13 protein-coding genes (1 of these 13 running past the window's edge) are annotated in these 15,912 nt (G+C 31.6%); 7 read left to right on the top strand and 6 right to left on the bottom strand.

The window, feature by feature from the left end:
- Positions 1-24 precede the first annotated feature (24 nt).
- Complete coding sequence (locus ACXGQT_RS00310) at positions 25-1,716, bottom strand: SulP family inorganic anion transporter (protein ID WP_457829446.1); 1,692 nt, start codon at positions 1,714-1,716, stop codon at positions 25-27.
- Between the two features lie 158 nt (positions 1,717-1,874).
- Here ACXGQT_RS00310 and serB point away from each other — a divergent pair, with 158 nt between their 5' ends.
- On the top strand, positions 1,875-3,113 hold the full coding sequence (gene serB, locus ACXGQT_RS00305) for a phosphoserine phosphatase SerB (RefSeq protein ID WP_457829445.1): 1,239 nt from the start codon (positions 1,875-1,877) through the stop codon (positions 3,111-3,113).
- Positions 3,114-3,166: 53 nt separating this feature from the next.
- On the opposite strand, the gene ACXGQT_RS00300 is transcribed toward serB, so the two are convergent.
- A complete protein-coding gene (locus tag ACXGQT_RS00300) occupies positions 3,167-3,793 on the bottom strand; it encodes a Crp/Fnr family transcriptional regulator (RefSeq protein ID WP_457830787.1) in 627 nt (208 codons plus the stop codon).
- Positions 3,794-3,982: 189 nt separating this feature from the next.
- On the opposite strand from ACXGQT_RS00300, the gene ACXGQT_RS00295 reads away from it, so the two are divergent.
- The 3 genes from ACXGQT_RS00295 to ACXGQT_RS00285 all read left to right on the top strand — a co-directional run bounded on the left by ACXGQT_RS00295 (position 3,983) and on the right by ACXGQT_RS00285 (position 4,775).
- Positions 3,983-4,132, top strand: a complete 150-nt coding sequence (locus tag ACXGQT_RS00295) for a hypothetical protein (RefSeq protein ID WP_457829444.1) — start codon at positions 3,983-3,985, stop codon at positions 4,130-4,132.
- Positions 4,133-4,177: 45 nt separating this feature from the next.
- A complete protein-coding gene (locus ACXGQT_RS00290) occupies positions 4,178-4,333 on the top strand; it encodes a hypothetical protein (RefSeq protein WP_457829443.1) in 156 nt (51 codons plus the stop codon).
- Positions 4,334-4,610: 277 nt separating this feature from the next.
- On the top strand, positions 4,611-4,775 hold the full coding sequence (locus ACXGQT_RS00285; RefSeq protein WP_457829442.1) for a hypothetical protein: 165 nt from the start codon (positions 4,611-4,613) through the stop codon (positions 4,773-4,775).
- A gap of 50 nt (positions 4,776-4,825) precedes the next feature.
- Here the strand turns inward: ACXGQT_RS00285 and glyA are convergent, their stop codons facing one another.
- Positions 4,826-6,100 carry a serine hydroxymethyltransferase gene (gene glyA / locus ACXGQT_RS00280; RefSeq protein WP_457829441.1) on the bottom strand — a complete coding sequence of 425 codons (1,275 nt, stop codon included), beginning with the start codon at positions 6,098-6,100 and terminating at the stop codon, positions 4,826-4,828.
- 263 nt (positions 6,101-6,363) lie between these two features.
- Between glyA and ACXGQT_RS00275 the strand changes: the two genes are divergently transcribed.
- Together ACXGQT_RS00275 and ACXGQT_RS00270 are read left to right on the top strand one after the other, a co-directional pair.
- Positions 6,364-7,167, top strand: coding sequence for a Cof-type HAD-IIB family hydrolase (locus ACXGQT_RS00275; RefSeq protein WP_457829440.1), 804 nt, complete (start codon positions 6,364-6,366; stop codon positions 7,165-7,167).
- 79 nt (positions 7,168-7,246) lie between these two features.
- Positions 7,247-7,447 (top strand): hypothetical protein, encoded by a 201-nt coding sequence (locus tag ACXGQT_RS00270; RefSeq protein ID WP_457829439.1) that lies wholly within the window; start codon positions 7,247-7,249, stop codon positions 7,445-7,447.
- A gap of 85 nt (positions 7,448-7,532) precedes the next feature.
- Here the strand turns inward: ACXGQT_RS00270 and dnaE are convergent, their stop codons facing one another.
- The gene (dnaE, locus tag ACXGQT_RS00265; RefSeq protein WP_457829438.1) at positions 7,533-12,032 is read right to left on the bottom strand and encodes a DNA polymerase III subunit alpha; all 4,500 of its coding nucleotides are present in this window, start codon (positions 12,030-12,032) and stop codon (positions 7,533-7,535) included.
- A gap of 130 nt (positions 12,033-12,162) precedes the next feature.
- Here dnaE and ACXGQT_RS00260 point away from each other — a divergent pair, with 130 nt between their 5' ends.
- A complete protein-coding gene (locus ACXGQT_RS00260) occupies positions 12,163-13,704 on the top strand; it encodes a glycerol-3-phosphate dehydrogenase/oxidase (protein ID WP_457829437.1) in 1,542 nt (513 codons plus the stop codon).
- A gap of 56 nt (positions 13,705-13,760) precedes the next feature.
- Here the strand turns inward: ACXGQT_RS00260 and bioB are convergent, their stop codons facing one another.
- Positions 13,761-14,870: a biotin synthase BioB gene (gene bioB / locus ACXGQT_RS00255; protein ID WP_457829436.1), complete on the bottom strand. Its 1,110-nt coding sequence runs from the start codon at positions 14,868-14,870 to the stop codon at positions 13,761-13,763.
- A 45-nt stretch (positions 14,871-14,915) separates the two neighbouring features.
- A protein-coding gene (locus ACXGQT_RS00250) for a beta-ketoacyl synthase N-terminal-like domain-containing protein (protein WP_457829435.1) crosses the window boundary here: on the bottom strand, positions 14,916-15,912 show its 3' portion. It continues 170 nt past the right edge of the window; the window shows 997 of its 1,167 coding nt (coding positions 171-1,167); its start codon lies off the right edge, out of view; its stop codon occupies positions 14,916-14,918.

The raw sequence follows: 15,912 nt of genomic DNA, 5'->3' as shown, positions 1-15,912 counted from the left end.
TACTACAGTAACTTATGTTACATGTTATTTTATAATTTGCTGACATATTTGATTCTGCAAATCATCTTTACAAACAATACCATCAAAACAATCTACAGCCTCATAAGTTCTTACAAACAAGTTGTCTTTACCTAAAACAGCTATAATTCCATTTTTAAACAATATGTCTCTAGTAGGTCCTATGGCTCCTGTTATCATTATTTTTATTTGTTGCTGTTTTAATTCTTTTATAAAACGAATTAGCATAGTTGTTGCTGTACTATCTATATAAGTAATAGCTTCTGCATTGATGATAACTGCCTTTATTGTATTCTTTTTTTTATTTATTAATTGATATAATCTCTTTTTAAAATAATCCTTATTTCCAAAATACAATTGTGCATCAAACCGAATAATTAACAAATCTTCTCTTTCCTTTATTGATGGAAATCTTGCTATATTTTTAAAATAATTACTATTCCCTACCCTTGCCAAAACAGCTATATGTGGTTGAGAACTTTTGTAAATAATTAACAGCAACGACACAATAATTCCTACTAAAACTCCTTGAATAATCCCTAAAAATAAAGTAAAAGCAAAAGTGATTAGCAATAGGTAAAATTCATCTTTTTGATATTTATATAACTCTTTAGGATATTCTAAATCTATCAAATTAAAAACAGATACCAATATCATTGCTCCCAATACAGCCATAGGCAAATAATAAAATAATGGAGTAAAAAACAATAAGGTTAGTCCAACTACCAATGCCGAAATTAAGGAAGCCATTCCTGTTTTTGCTCCAGCCTGATAATTTACAGCCGTTCTAGCAAAACCTCCGGTAACTGGGAACGATTGAAAAAAAGATCCTGCAATATTAGACAAACCCATAGCCTTTAATTCTTGATTAGCATCTACTTGATCTTCTTCATTTTTTTCATCTAAAGATTTAGCTATTGAACTAGCCTCTATATAACCAACCAAAGCTAAAGTTAATGCCATAGGAGTTAATGTTAATATTGGTGACTTACTAAAACTTGGCCAATGGAACACAGGAAGTCCTTTGGGAATTTCTTTTACTATTTCTACTCCAAATTCATGTAAATTAAAAACATACGTAATTACAACTCCCAAAAACACTACCAATAAAGCTGATGGAACTTTAGGCAGGTATTTTTTTACTAAAAAAATAATCACAATGGCAGAAACTCCTATAACTAGTGTTATTAAATGTACCTCTTTTAGCGTTGTAATAATATCGCTAGTACCAGATGCTCCTGTTATGTTTTTTATTTGACTCCCACCTATAACAATGGCTACAGCAGAAGTAAATCCGCTAATCACTGGCTTTGATAAAAAATTTACCAAAAATCCCATTTTTAAGAATCCCATTAACAATTGAATAACTCCTGTAAACAATGCTAAAAAAACAGCCATAGAAATATAATCGTCTAAACTAGTTATAGACAAAGCAGATAAACTACTAGCCACCAATAAAGAATCCATGGCAACTGGCCCAACAGCTAATTGTTTTGATGTTCCCATTACAGCATAAATAATTTGAGGTACCAAAGCTGCATACAACCCAAAAACAGGAGGTAAACCAGCAATCATGGCATAGGCCATTCCTTGTGGAATTAACAAAACTCCAACTGTAATTCCTGCAAAAACATCACCATTAAAAAAAGTTTTATTGTACTTAGGTAACCACTCTAAAATTGGAATTTTAAAATTCATTTGTATTTAATTTCAAACAAAAATATGGGCATTATAATAACTAGGCAGTAACAAAAGTTACAGTACAATAGGTACATGTAAAAAAACAAGCTATTATACTTTTATATGAACAATAGTTTAACGATTTTTACGCCTTGAAAATAAATTCACATTGAACAATGGCAAAGACAGAAAAAGAGATTATTTTATTAAAAGTTTCTGGACAAGATAAGCCGGGAGTTACTGCAGGATTAACCACTGTTTTAGCTACGTATGATGCTGTTATATTAGATATAGGACAAGCTGATATACACGACACTTTATCTTTAGGTATTTTATTTGAAGTAAAAGCAGGACACGATGCTGCTCCTGTTTTGAAAGATCTTTTATTTAAAGGATACGAATTAGGAATTAGCGTTAAGTTTATTCCTATAACACTTGAAGACTACGAAAGTTGGGTAGCAGCACAAGGAAAACAACGTTATATCGTAACTATTTTAGGAGAATATTTGGCTGCAAAACAAGTAGCTGCTGTAACTCAAGAAATGTCTGACTTAGGTTTAAACATTGATGCCATTAAACGTTTAACAGGAAGAACATCTTTAGTAAAACCTGTAGACTATCCACGTTCTTGTGTACAATTGTCTGTAAGAGGAGAAATCATTAACAAAGCACAATTGACTTCTAAATTCATGCAAATTTCTAGAGATTTAGATGTAGATATCGCTTTCCAAGAAGACAACATTTATCGTAGAAACAGACGTTTGGTTTGTTTTGATATGGATTCTACCTTAATTCAAGCTGAGGTAATTGACAAATTAGCTGAGTTAGCAGGTGTTGGAGAAGAAGTTTCTGCCATTACAGAATCTGCTATGCGTGGAGAAATTGACTTTAACGAAAGTTTTAAAAAGCGTATGTCTTTGTTAAAAGGATTAAGCGAAGATGTATTACAAGATGTAGCTGTTAACTTACCTATTACTAAAGGAGCTCACAGATTGTTTAAAGCTTTAAAATATTACGGGTTTAAAACTGCTATTTTATCTGGAGGATTTACCTATTTTGGTGAATACTTACAGAAAGAATTGGGTATTGATTATGTTTTTGCCAACCAATTAGAAATTAAAGATGGTGCCTTAACAGGTGGATATTTAGGAGAAATTGTAGATGGTAAAAAGAAAGCAGAATTATTAAAAGAAATTGCACAAAAAGAAGGAATAGACATCAACCAAACTATTGCTGTTGGTGATGGTGCTAATGACTTACCAATGTTAAGTTTGGCTGGTTTAGGAATTGCTTTCCATGCAAAACCGAAAGTAAAAGAAAGTGCAGAAAGTTCTATTTCTAGTTTAGGGCTTGACGGTGTACTTTATTTATTAGGATTCCATGACAGGCATATTGATGAATTAGAAAACAAATAATTCTAAACAACACAAACAAAAAAGCTTCTCTTTAAAAGAGAAGCTTTTTTGTTTTATAACAATTCTAAAGAGTTTCTATGAAGCATTAAAACTTTATTTTTCTCTAACTTTTTAAGCAATCTAGAAATTACAACTCTAGAAGTATGTAATTCATATGCAATTTCTTGATGAGTACTTTTTATTATAGAACTTCCTGTAACAGCAACTTTATCTTTTAAATATTTTAGCAATCTTTCATCCATTTTTTTAAAAGCGATATTATCTATGGTTTCTAATAATTCCATTAATCTATTATGATAACTATCAAAAACAAACTGTCTCCAAGTTTTATACTTTCCTGTCCATTCTTCCATTTTTTCTACAGGTATCATAACCAAAACAGTATCTAACTCTGTAATAGCTCTAATTTCACTTTTATGATTTCCTACACAACAAGTCATTGTCATAGCACAAGTATCCCCTTTTTCTAAAAAGTACAAGAGTAACTCATCCCCATCATCATCTTCCCTTAATATTTTAATAGCCCCTTTTATTAATAAAGGCATAGAAATAATGTACTGCCCAATATCCATTAACTTAGTACCTGCAGGGACTTTTTTTAATGTCGCTACATTTTCTATTTCTTCTAACAACTCTTTTTCAAAAAGATGCCCGTAGTGTAATTGTAATTCTTTTAACATATAAATAATATCTGTGTCAAATGTATTAAATAAGTCTATAACTGTAGTTAAACTGCTATAAAACATGTTGTTATTCATCAACCTCATTGATAAAAAGATGAAGTTAAACTGTTATAACGCAGTTAGTTTACTGTCTGTGTTTTCTAATTTTACTATATGAAATATTACTAATAATAAACACAAAAAATCATGAAGTATTTAAACAAAAACATCGAAGAAATTGGTAAAAGAGCTAATGAAAAATCATTGGTTAATCGTTCAACCTCATGTGGTATATTTCAAAATTGTGATTATAATAGCCCCGTAGTAAAAAACTCTATTGAGCATAGTAAAATATAAAACAACAATAGTAAAAAAATACATGTACTCATTAAAAATATTTAAATGATGAAATACTTAAACAAAAACATTGAAGAAATTGGTAAAAGAGCTAACGAAAAATCTTTGGTAAATCGTTCAACATCTTGTGGTATATTTCAAAATTGCGATTATAATAGTCCTGTTGTAAAAAATTACCTTGAAAGCAACAAAGCCTGTTAACAAAGTAAATTAATTATTATCTAAACATTTTATATTATGAAATATTTAAACAAACACATTGAGTCTATAACCAAAACAGTGAGCAATAAATCCTTGGTTAATCGTTCCTTATCAGATGGAATTTTTAAAAGCTCATCTGATTATAATATTTTTTTAGTAAAAGAATCTGGTCAAGGTCCACGTAGCTTATCATTTTAATAACAAAAAAATCATCTTATAATTTCTTTTTTACTGTAAGTTTGCACCAAAAAAGTTGACCTATTATAAAAAAGTAATTATGAAATATTTAAATGAAAACATACAAGCCTTATCTAAACTACAAAACCACAAGTCTTTAGTAAGAGCAAATACCTCTTGTGGAATTTTTCAAGATTGTGATTATACCAAAGACACTGGTAAATTATATCACCAGAAAAAAATAGAAACATTACCTCCCAAATAAAAAAAAGCCGCTTTAATTAGCGGCTTTTTATGTTTTATTTTATAAAAATATTACCATTGAAATAATGGTCTATCTTGCATAAACTCATTTACTTTACCAGCAATAGTTTCTAATATTTCTTCATTTTCAAAGTTATTAATTACTTCATCAATAAAGTTAGCTACTACAGCCATATCATCTTCTTTTAAACCACGAGTAGTTACTGCAGATGCTCCTAAACGAATACCCGAAGTTACAAATGGTGAACGAGTGTCATAAGGAACCATGTTTTTGTTTACTGTAATATCTGCTTTTACCAATGCTTGTTCTGCATCTTTACCAGATAAATCTTTATTTCTTAAATCGATTAACATACAGTGGTTGTCTGTTCCTCCAGAAATAATTTTATAATCTTTAGCTACTAACTCAGCTGCTAATCTTGCTGCATTCTTTTTAACTTGAACTTGGTAGTGTAAATACTCATCTGTTAAAGCTTCACCTAAAGCAATAGCTTTTGCTGCAATTACGTGTTCTAATGGTCCTCCTTGCATTCCTGGGAATACTGCTCCATTGATAATGGCAGACATCATTTTTAAATTACCATTCTTTAACTTAATTCCATCTTTGTTTTCAAAGTCTTTTCCCATCATAATCATCCCTCCTCTAGGACCTCTTAAAGTCTTGTGAGTAGTAGTCGTTACAAAGTGACAGTGTGGCATTGGGTCGTTTAAAATTCCCTTTGCAATCATTCCTGATGGGTGAGAAATATCAGCCAATAAATAAGCATCAACAGCATCTGCAATTTCTCTAAACTTTGCAAAATCTATATCTCTAGAATATGATGAAGCACCAGCTACAATAATTTTAGGTTTTTCTGCTTTTGCTATTTCTAAAATATTATCATAGTTTAAAACCTCAGTTTCTTTGTCTACACCATAGTGTACTGCCTTGTAAATTTTACCTGAAAAGTTTACAGGAGAACCATGTGTTAAGTGACCTCCGTGAGACAAATCAAACCCTAAAATTTTATCTCCTGGTTCTAATACAGAAAAATAAACGGCTGCGTTTGCTTGTGATCCAGAGTGTGGTTGTACGTTTACATACTCTGCACCGTATAATTCTTTTGCTCTATCAATAGCTAGTTGTTCAACAATATCAACAACTTCACATCCTCCGTAGTATCTTTTTCCAGGATACCCTTCAGCATATTTATTTGTTAAAACAGAACCTTGAGCTTCCATAACTTGTTCACTTACGAAGTTTTCAGAAGCAATTAATTCAATTCCTTTTAATTGTCTTTCTTTTTCGTCTTGAATTAAATCAAAAATAATTTGATCGCGTTTCATATTCTAGGTGTTTTTGAGGTTGAAAATGAAATGCAAAAATAATAAATATTTACTCACTCATTACCAAAACAAGTAAGAATATATTTCCTTATTTATCTTTTAAATAGAAAGTTATCCGTTTTGTTATTAAATTGTACTTAGTCATTAGAAAATCATTCTAATGTTTTTTTTCTTTATCGCATTTTTTTTACTTATCTCATCTCTTAAAACTAACTATACCTAAAATCTAAGTACCTTTGTAACTACTTTTAAAAAGGATATTAATGATAGATTATAAAATGATTGTATTAGATATGGATGATACTTTACTAAAAGATGATCATACCATTTCTGAAAGAAATAAAAAAGCTATTAAAGCAGCACAAGAAGCAGGAAAATATGTTGTACTTGCCTCTGGAAGGCCTACACCTGCAATGGTTAATTATGCTAAAGAACTAGAGTTAGACAAATACAATTCTTTTATTATTTCCTTTAACGGTGGTCAACTTATAAGCATGAAAGACGAAACATGTATTTTTGAACAAACACTAAACGTTAAAGACATTCATAATTTGTATGATTTTAGCGTAATGAACAAAACAGCTTTTATTACTTATTTTGATGGTAAAATTATAGGAACTCAGGAATCTGAATATATAGACGTTGAGAAAACAATTACAGGGATGCCTTTTGTAATTGTTAATGATATTAAGAATTTCATTAACAAAAACTGTGTTAAATGTTTACTACTTGAAAACCCTACATATTTAAAAAAGGTTGAAGAAAAACTTAAACTTAATCGTGCTGACTTAAGTATTTCTTTATCTAAACCTTTCTTTTTAGAAGTAATGCCACAGGGTATAGACAAAGCTGCTACTTTAAAAAGATTAATTGATAAACTAGGAATAAAACAAGAAGAAACCATTGCAGTGGGAAATGCCGAAAATGATTTGACTATGGTTGAGTTTGCTGGTTTAGGTGTTTGGGTTGATAACGTAACTCCTGAATTAAAAAACTGTGCAAATTTAATTGTTTCTTCAAACAATAATGATGGGGTTGCAGAAGTTATAGAAAAACACATGTTATAAACACATATTTATTATTAACAAATATCAATGCGTATAATATTTATTTATTATAAATTTGTACCAACTAAACTATTGAATTATGAAGAAAAAGCACTGTCCTTGTTGTAATTCTACCTTAAGATTCAGAAGAAGAAGAAAAAGTGGATCTAGACTTTTGTTCTTTATGAACTTATATACTTGTTCTCAATGCTATACCTTATATGCATGGATAAAAACAATTAATAAACCTTTATGTATTAGATCAGGTATTCCTGAAAAAATTTCTAAAACAACTTCATAAAAAATAAAAAAATTTCTTTTTAATATATCTTATAAAAAAAGCGTTTACAATAATTTGTAAACGCTTTTTTCTTTTTAACTACATACTAGTTTAACTTATATTCATAACCTTCTTTGTCTAAATAATTAAACAAATCTGCATTCATGTTTAATTTATAAGTTCTTGATGGCATTTCAATATCTATTTTGTCTTTATCAGAAATCAAATTAAAACTAACAGTTTGTTTTGCTCCCTCTCCTGTAAATCCAGATAATAACATTACTAATTGCTCAATTCTTTCTTCTCTAATCTCATGTAACCTTAGTTTAAAAGTAATTTTTTTACATTTTTTATCTAACACATCTGATAATAAAGAAAAGTCCGAAAACTTAATTCTAGGCTCACCAACACTACCGTCTTTTTGCATCCATCCTCTTTGAATAGTCCCTGTTAAATACAAAAATGAATTTGGAACCAACAAATGCTGAAAACGCATATAATCTTCACCAAACAATCTAAACTCGTGAGAATCTGTATAATCTTCAATAATAAAAGACCCCCATCCATTTCCGTTTTTAGCTATTCTATGCTCAGCACTAGTTAATATTCCGGCAAAAGAAAAATTCTTACCAACATGATTTTTTAAATCATCTTTAAACATGCTTACTCCACAGTTGGTAAACTTCATTTCATTTCTATAATCATCTAAAGGATGTGCTGAAATATAAATTCCTACCACTTCTTTTTCCTTTGATAACAACTCCATTGTTCCCCAAGTTTCACAAGGTGGTACTTGAGGCTCTGGTAACTGTACATCTGAAGCCTCTCCAAATAAAGATACCTGAGCAGAATTAATACTTTCTTGATAAGCATGTCCAAACTTCATTGCTTTTTCTAAAAAAGTCATTCCTTTTTCATCTGTAGCAAAAAACTGTGCTCTATGTACTTCTCCAAAAGAATCAAAACCACCTGCCAAAGCCAAACCTTCAAAAGCCTTTTTATTACAAGTTCTTAAATCAACACGTTTGGCAACATCAAAAATAGAAGCAAAAGGTCCATTCTCTTTTCTTTCATTTATAATTCCATCAACAGCAATTCCTCCCACTCCTTTTATAGCAGCCATTCCAAAACGCACAGCCCCTTCATCATTTACAGAAAACTTAGCATAAGATTCATTAACATCGGGTCCTAAAACAGTTAATCCCATTCGCTTACACTCTTCCATAAAAAAGGTAACCTGTTTAATATCATTCATGTTATTTGACAACACAGCCGCCATATATTCAGCAGGATAATGTGCTTTTAAATAAGCCGTTTGATAAGCAATCCAAGCATAACAGGTAGAGTGAGATTTGTTAAAAGCATAAGATGCAAATGCTTCCCAGTCTTTCCATATTTTTTCTAAGGCCTTAGCATCATGTCCTTTTGCAGCAGCCTGTTCAATAAACAAAGGTTTCATTTTAGCCAGTACAGCAATTTGCTTTTTCCCCATGGCCTTACGCAAGGTATCGGCCTGACCTTTAGTAAAGCCAGCCAAATCTTGAGACAACAACATTACCTGCTCTTGATAAACAGTAATTCCGTAGGTTTCTGCTAATCTATTTTTATATTCTTCGGCAGGTAAATCATATAAAATTTCTTCTACTCCATGTTTTCTGTTGATAAAACTTGGAATATATTCTAATGGTCCTGGTCTATATAGGGCATTCATAGCAATTAAATCCGCAAAAACTGTCGGTTTTAATTCACGCATATATTTTTGCATTCCAGGAGATTCATATTGAAAAATCCCTACGGTTTCTCCTCTTTGGAATAACTTATATGTTTCTTCATCATCAATTGGAAAAGACTCTGGATCTAACTCTACCCCGTGCCTAGCTTTTACAATTTCACAAGTATGTTTAATAAGGGTTAGTGTTTTTAACCCCAAGAAATCCATTTTTAACAACCCTGCACTTTCTACCACGGAGTTGTCAAACTGAGTTACATACATGTCCGAATCCTTAGCTACAGATACAGGAACAAACTTGGTAATGTCATCAGGAGTAATAATTACTCCACAAGCATGAATTCCTGTATTACGTACCGATCCTTCTAACACGCGAGCTTTGTTAATAGTTTCAGCCTCTAAGCCCTCTCCTTCTGATATACGCTTAAGTTCATTGACCATTTCCATTTCTTCGGATCGTAACTTGGCTGCTAGCTCTTTATCATCTAATCCAAATATTTTTTTAAGCTTCATACCAGGAATTAACTTGGCAATTCTATCGGCTTCAAACAAAGGTAAATCTAATACTCTAGCAGTATCTCTAATAGATGATTTTGCAGCCATGGTACCATAAGTAATAATTTGTGCTACTTGATTGGCTCCATATTTATCTATTACATAATCAATAACACGTCCACGTCCTTCATCATCAAAATCGATATCAATATCGGGCATGGAAATACGTTCTGGATTTAAGAATCTCTCAAAAAGTAAATCGTACTGAATAGGATCTATATTAGTAATCCACAAACAATATGCTGCCACGGATCCTGCTGCCGATCCACGTCCTGGACCTACCGAAACTCCCATTTCTCTAGCTGCACGTATAAAATCTTCTACAATTAAAAAATATCCAGGATATCCAGTTTTGGCAATTACATCTAATTCAAGATCTAAACGTTCTTTTATTTCGGGAGTAATTTCACCATATCTCTTTTTTGCTCCTTCATAGACTAAATGTCCTAAAAAATTATTTTCTCCTCTTTTTCCTCCATCTTCTAAATCTTTAGAATCTTTAAATTCATCGGGAATATTAAAAGCAGGTAACAATACATCACTTGCCAATGTAAAAGGAGTAATTTTATTAACTAATTCTTGAATGTTACTAATTGCTTCAGGAACATCAGCAAACAGTTCTTTCATTTCATCTGGAGACTTAAAATAATACTGATCATTGGGTAATCCGTATCTATAGCCTCTTCCTCTACCAATAGGCGTTGCTTGTTTTTCTCCATCTTTTACACATAATAAAATATCATGTGCATTTGCATCTTCTTGATCTATGTAAAAAGTATTATTGGTAGCTACAACTTTTATATCGTGCTTTTTAGAAAACTCTAACAAGACTTTGTTTACCACATTTTCATCTTCCTGACCATGTCGCATTAACTCTATATACAAATCGCTTCCAAATTGTTCTTTCCACCATAACAAAGCTTCCTCAGCTTGTTTTTCTCCTACATTTAAAATTTTACTTGGAACTTCTCCATATAAATTTCCTGTTAAAACAATTACATCTTCTTTATATTGCTCTACAACTTTTCTATCAATTCTAGGAACATAGTAAAACCCATCAACAAAAGCTGTTGAGGACATTTTTGCTAAATTTTGATATCCTTTACGGTTTTTAGCAAGCATAACTACTTGATAACCGTTGTCTTTTTTGGTTTTATCTAAATGATTTTCACACACAAAAAACTCACACCCTACTATAGGAACAAGTTCTTTTTCATCAAATTCCTCTCCTTTTTCTTCTGCTTCTGCTTTTTTAGCTTTAATTCCACTGTTATATCCTGCTACTGCATTGGTAAAATGAAAAGCTGCCATCATATTACCAGTGTCTGTCATAGCAACAGCAGACATTTTGTGTTTTCCTGCATTATTAACCAAAGCTCCTATCTCTATGGTGGATTGTAAAATAGAGTATTGAGTATGATTGTGTAAATGTGCAAACGAAACTTCTTCTAATTTAGCTAAACTTTCTTTTACATTTATCCCCTTTCCTTTAGCTCCTGCCTGTTCTGATTGGCGTTTACGAATTTTATCACTTTCCTTTTTTAAGTTTAAGTGTTTTAATCCAATAACCTCAAAAGGTTTAGGGTTAATGGTTTTAAATTCTGTAAAATAAGAAGGATCTACATCTAACTGTTCTTGAGTAAAACTACCTATTCTAATCAACTCAAAGAAACAACGTGTTGTTGCTTCTACATCGGCAGTTGCATTGTGAGCTTCTCCAAAACCAACTCCAAATAAATAATGATGGAGTTCCGTTAAAGTTGGTAATTTAAATTTTCCTCCCCTACCTCCTGGAATTTGACACATACTTGCCGTAACTTCTGTACAAGTATCTAAAATTCCAAGCGTGTTTTTATCCTCTTCTAATAAATCATCAATAGCAAGAGGTCTATTTTTAGGGATTTTTGTATTAAAGTTGTAGGACTCTAAATCAAAACTATCAAACTCAAATACTTTAAAATTGGGAGTTATTCCAGCTCTAATAAACTCAGCTCCCATAATATTTACATCAAATGTAACATTTTGACCTACCAAGAATTTTGTTTTTAACAAAGCTTTGTTAAACTTCTCTAATCCTTCATATAAAGAAATCCCTTGTTCTAAAGCCAAATCAGTAGAAATACCATGTATTTTTTCTGAATCAAATGGAATGTTAAACCCATCTGGTTGTACCATAAAATTATCATGCTCAATTACACATCCCATATCATCGTGCAATTGCCAAGCTATTTGTATACACCTAGGCCAATTTTCAGTATCAGTCATTGGAGCCTTATAACTCTTAGGTAAACCTGTTGTTTCTGTATCAAAAATTAAGTACATCTATTGTGTTTTGGGAAGGTTTAAAAATACAAAATATATCACGTAAATAATCGTTCATTTATCATACAAACAAAATAGTTATCAACTTAAAAAGTATTACATTTAAGTTAACCATCATAACCATATATTTATGAAACAAAAACTTGAAAATACTCATTGGGATATTTTAATTATTGGAGGTGGTGCAACTGGAATTGGAACTGCTATTGATGCTGCTTCTAGAGGTTACAAAACTTTATTAGTAGAAAAGGATGATTATGGAAAAGGAACTTCTAGTAAAAGTACCAAGTTGGTGCATGGAGGTGTAAGGTATTTACAACAAGGAAATTTTTCTTTGGTCTTAGAAGCGTTAAAAGAACGTGCTATTTTAAAAAGAAATGCACCACATATTGTACACGATTTAAAGTTTGTTGTTCCTACGTACGACTGGTGGGAAAGTCCTTTTTATGGCATTGGCTTAAAGTTATATGATTGGTTGGCTGGTAAAGAAGGTTTTGGTGATTCTGAATTGATCTCTAAAGAAGAAACTGTTGCATATATTCCTACAGTTACCCAAGATGGTTTACGTGGAGGAGTCATTTATCATGATGGACAATTTGATGATACTCGTTTGCTCATTAACATGATGCAAACAGCCAAAGAACAAGGGGCAACAGTTTTAAATTACACTCAATTTTTAGAGTTTACAAAAAACTTAGCAGGTTTAATTGATGGTGCTATTATTCAAGACATTTTTACTTTTGAGAAATACACAATTACTGCAAAATCCGTCATAAATGCTACAGGTGTTTTTTCTGATACCATCAGACAAAAAGATATCAAAACAACTCATAAAATTATGACTAGTAGTCAAGGAATCCATATTGTTTTAGAAAAAGAATTTCTTCCTGGTGATACTGCTATTATGATTCCACATACCGATGATGGCCGTGTTTTATTTGCCGTTCCTTGGCATGATAAAATTCTAATAGGGACTACCGACACTCCAGTAACAGAATATTCATCAGAACCCTTACCACAAAATCAAGAAATTGATTTTTTATTAACACATGCTGCCAAATATTTAACTAAAAACCCTACTAAAAAAGATGTAAAAAGTGTTTTTGTAGGTTTACGTCCTTTGGTAAAGAGTGGAAATGCAAATGATACTTCAGAAATTTCTAGAGAACATGTTATTGAAGTTAGTAAAAATGGGTTAATTAGTATAGCTGGAGGAAAATGGACAACCTATAGAAAAATGGCTGAAGATGTGGTAGACAAAGCTACTATGGTAGCAGTAATTCCTTTTATAAAATCTGAAACTGAATTTTTAAACATACATGGACATCGAAAGAAAAAAACAGAAGAGAGCCCGTTGTCTATATACGGAACAGATGAAAAACTTATGAAAAAGTTGTACAATTCTAATTCTGAACTAAAAGAAAAAATCCATCCTAATCATCCTTATTTAAAAGTTCAAATAGTTTGGGCTGTACAAAAAGAAGATGCCAAAACTATTGAAGATATTTTAGCCAGAAGAATTCGTTTATTATTCTTAGATGCCAAAGCAAGTATAGAAGCTACAGAAACGGTAGCTACAATTATGCAACAACTCTTAAACAAAAGTAATAAATGGAAAGAAAATGAAATTACAAATTTCACAAAACTTGCTCAACAATACCTTTTAACATAAAAAACTCGTAGAATTTATATCTCTACGAGTTTTTTTTATACTTATAAAAAAACAAACTATGCTTTTTCAGCTGCTCTAATTTCTTTAGCTTTTTGCTTAGCTTCTTCGTTTCTATCAATTTTATGTTCAGGTCTTGTCCACTTAGGGTTTTCACCTAATGCTTGATATTTAGAATCTTCTGCCGAAACTGATTTTGGCTGTACCTTTTTTGTAAAAGGCTTCATAGGATTCAATCCTAACTTTTCAAACAATTTCATATCTTCATTTACATCAGGATTAGGTGTCGTTAACAACTTATCTCCTGCAAAAATAGAATTGGCTCCTGCAAAGAAACAAAATGCTTGTCCTTCTTGACTCATTTGAGTTCTACCTGCCGATAACCTCACTTGTGTTTCTGGCAATACAATTCTTGTAGTAGCTACCATTCTAATCATATCCCAAATTTCTACTGGTTTTTGATCTTCTAAAGGAGTACCTTCAACAGCAACTAATGCGTTAATTGGTGTAGATTCTGGCTGTGGATTTAATGTTGATAAGGCAACTAACATTCCTGCTCTATCTTCTATAGACTCTCCCATTCCAATAATTCCTCCAGAACAAACGGTTACATTAGTTTTTCTAACATTGTCAATAGTATCTAATCTATCTTGAAAACCTCTTGTAGAAATTACTTCTTTATAATATTCTTCAGAAGAATCTAAATTATGATTATATGCATACAAACCTGCTTCTGCCAATCTTTGAGCTTGGTTTTCAGTAACCATTCCCAAAGTACAACATACCTCCATATCTAGTTTATTAATGGTTCTTACCATTTCTAACACTTCATCAAATTCAGGTCCATCCTTTACATTTCTCCAAGATGCTCCCATACACACTCTAGAAGACCCTGATGCCTTAGCTCTTAGCGCTTGAGCTTTTACTTGTTGTACAGGCATTAAATCATTTCCTTCAATATCAGTATGGTAACGTGCTGCTTGTGGACAATATCCACAATCCTCAGAACATCCACCAGTTTTAATAGATAACAAAGTAGATACCTGAACTTCATTAGGATCATGATGTAACCTATGAAGGGTTGCTGCTTCGTATAAAAGCTCCATTAGTGGTTTATTGTATATCTCTAAAATTTCTTCCTTTGTCCAATTGTGTCTTACTTCACTCATAAGTTTCATTTAATTGATTCGGTAAAAGTACTAAAAAATGCTTCTTTATTTTGTATTTCTCTTTAAAACAATACTTACTGCATTTCCTCCAAAGCCAACTGCATTCACCATAATACGTTCTATTTTAGTAGGTTCTTTTAAATCAAGCAAATAAGGAATTCCTATAAACTTTTGATTCTTTAACATTAACATTGCTAATTCCATGCTTAAAGAACCTGAAGCACCTAATGTATGTCCTATTTTCCATTTATTAGAAGTAATAGCAGGTTGTTTTTTTCCAAAAACTTTTTCTATTGCTTTTATTTCTGATAGGTCTCCTTTAATAGTTCCAGGAGCGTGCATAACAACAACATCAATATTCCCTTCTAAGTTCTTTAAAGCCATTTTCATTGAATTTTGAAAACACTCTGCTTCATCAGTAACCGAGACATTATGTGTTAGTTTCTCTGTCCCATACCCTACAGATTCAATAAAAGCCAATGCATTATTTTTTAGTCCCTTTTCTAAGCAAAAAACAGCTGCACCTTCTCCTAAACACATGGTATTTCGTACTTTTTTCAAATCTAAAGCTTTACAAGGATAGGAGTCTGAAATACTTTCAGCATAAATTTTAATAGCTTGCATCTGAGCAATCGTAAATGGAGTATTAGGAGCCTCAGTAGCACCCACCATAAATTTATCAGACATGCCAGAATTAATCCAAGCAACACCATTTAAAACCGCATGTAAACCTGTAGAACAGGTTATTGAATGAGAAATAGTTGGTCCTTTAGATTGTAAATCATCGGCAATCCATGTAGATAAATTTCCTAAAGTTGTGGTTGGAGAAGTTAAAGGGTGTGTTTTTCCTAAATTATTTTTAGAAAAATCATCATAAAAACCCTCAAATAATTCAGTTGCTCCTCTAGAAGAACCAATATTAATTCCAAAGTTTGAACTACTATTCCATCCAGATGATTTAAAAGCCAGTCTCCCTACATAAATTCCCATTAAAACTGATTTATCTAAAGATCTATATTTTGTATTAGATTTTTGTAAATCT

The sequence above is a fragment of the Wenyingzhuangia sp. IMCC45467 genome (assembly GCF_054111205.1).
This window is presented reverse-complemented; position numbering and strand designations above follow the sequence as displayed.

Excerpts from the sequence above, each read along its gene's own strand:
- ACXGQT_RS00310 (WP_457829446.1), bottom strand. The coding sequence starts at position 1,716 with ATGAATTTTAAAATTCCAATTTTAGAGTGGTTACCTAAGTACAATAAA.
- serB (WP_457829445.1), top strand. The coding sequence starts at position 1,875 with ATGGCAAAGACAGAAAAAGAGATTATTTTATTAAAAGTTTCTGGACAA.
- ACXGQT_RS00300 (WP_457830787.1), bottom strand. The coding sequence starts at position 3,793 with ATGTTAAAAGAATTACAATTACACTACGGGCATCTTTTTGAAAAAGAG.
- ACXGQT_RS00295 (WP_457829444.1), top strand. The coding sequence starts at position 3,983 with ATGAAGTATTTAAACAAAAACATCGAAGAAATTGGTAAAAGAGCTAAT.
- ACXGQT_RS00290 (WP_457829443.1), top strand. The coding sequence starts at position 4,178 with ATGATGAAATACTTAAACAAAAACATTGAAGAAATTGGTAAAAGAGCT.
- ACXGQT_RS00285 (WP_457829442.1), top strand. The coding sequence starts at position 4,611 with ATGAAATATTTAAATGAAAACATACAAGCCTTATCTAAACTACAAAAC.
- glyA (WP_457829441.1), bottom strand. The coding sequence starts at position 6,100 with ATGAAACGCGATCAAATTATTTTTGATTTAATTCAAGACGAAAAAGAA.
- ACXGQT_RS00275 (WP_457829440.1), top strand. The coding sequence starts at position 6,364 with ATGATAGATTATAAAATGATTGTATTAGATATGGATGATACTTTACTA.
- ACXGQT_RS00270 (WP_457829439.1), top strand. The coding sequence starts at position 7,247 with ATGAAGAAAAAGCACTGTCCTTGTTGTAATTCTACCTTAAGATTCAGA.
- dnaE (WP_457829438.1), bottom strand. The coding sequence starts at position 12,032 with ATGTACTTAATTTTTGATACAGAAACAACAGGTTTACCTAAGAGTTAT.
- ACXGQT_RS00260 (WP_457829437.1), top strand. The coding sequence starts at position 12,163 with ATGAAACAAAAACTTGAAAATACTCATTGGGATATTTTAATTATTGGA.
- bioB (WP_457829436.1), bottom strand. The coding sequence starts at position 14,870 with ATGAGTGAAGTAAGACACAATTGGACAAAGGAAGAAATTTTAGAGATA.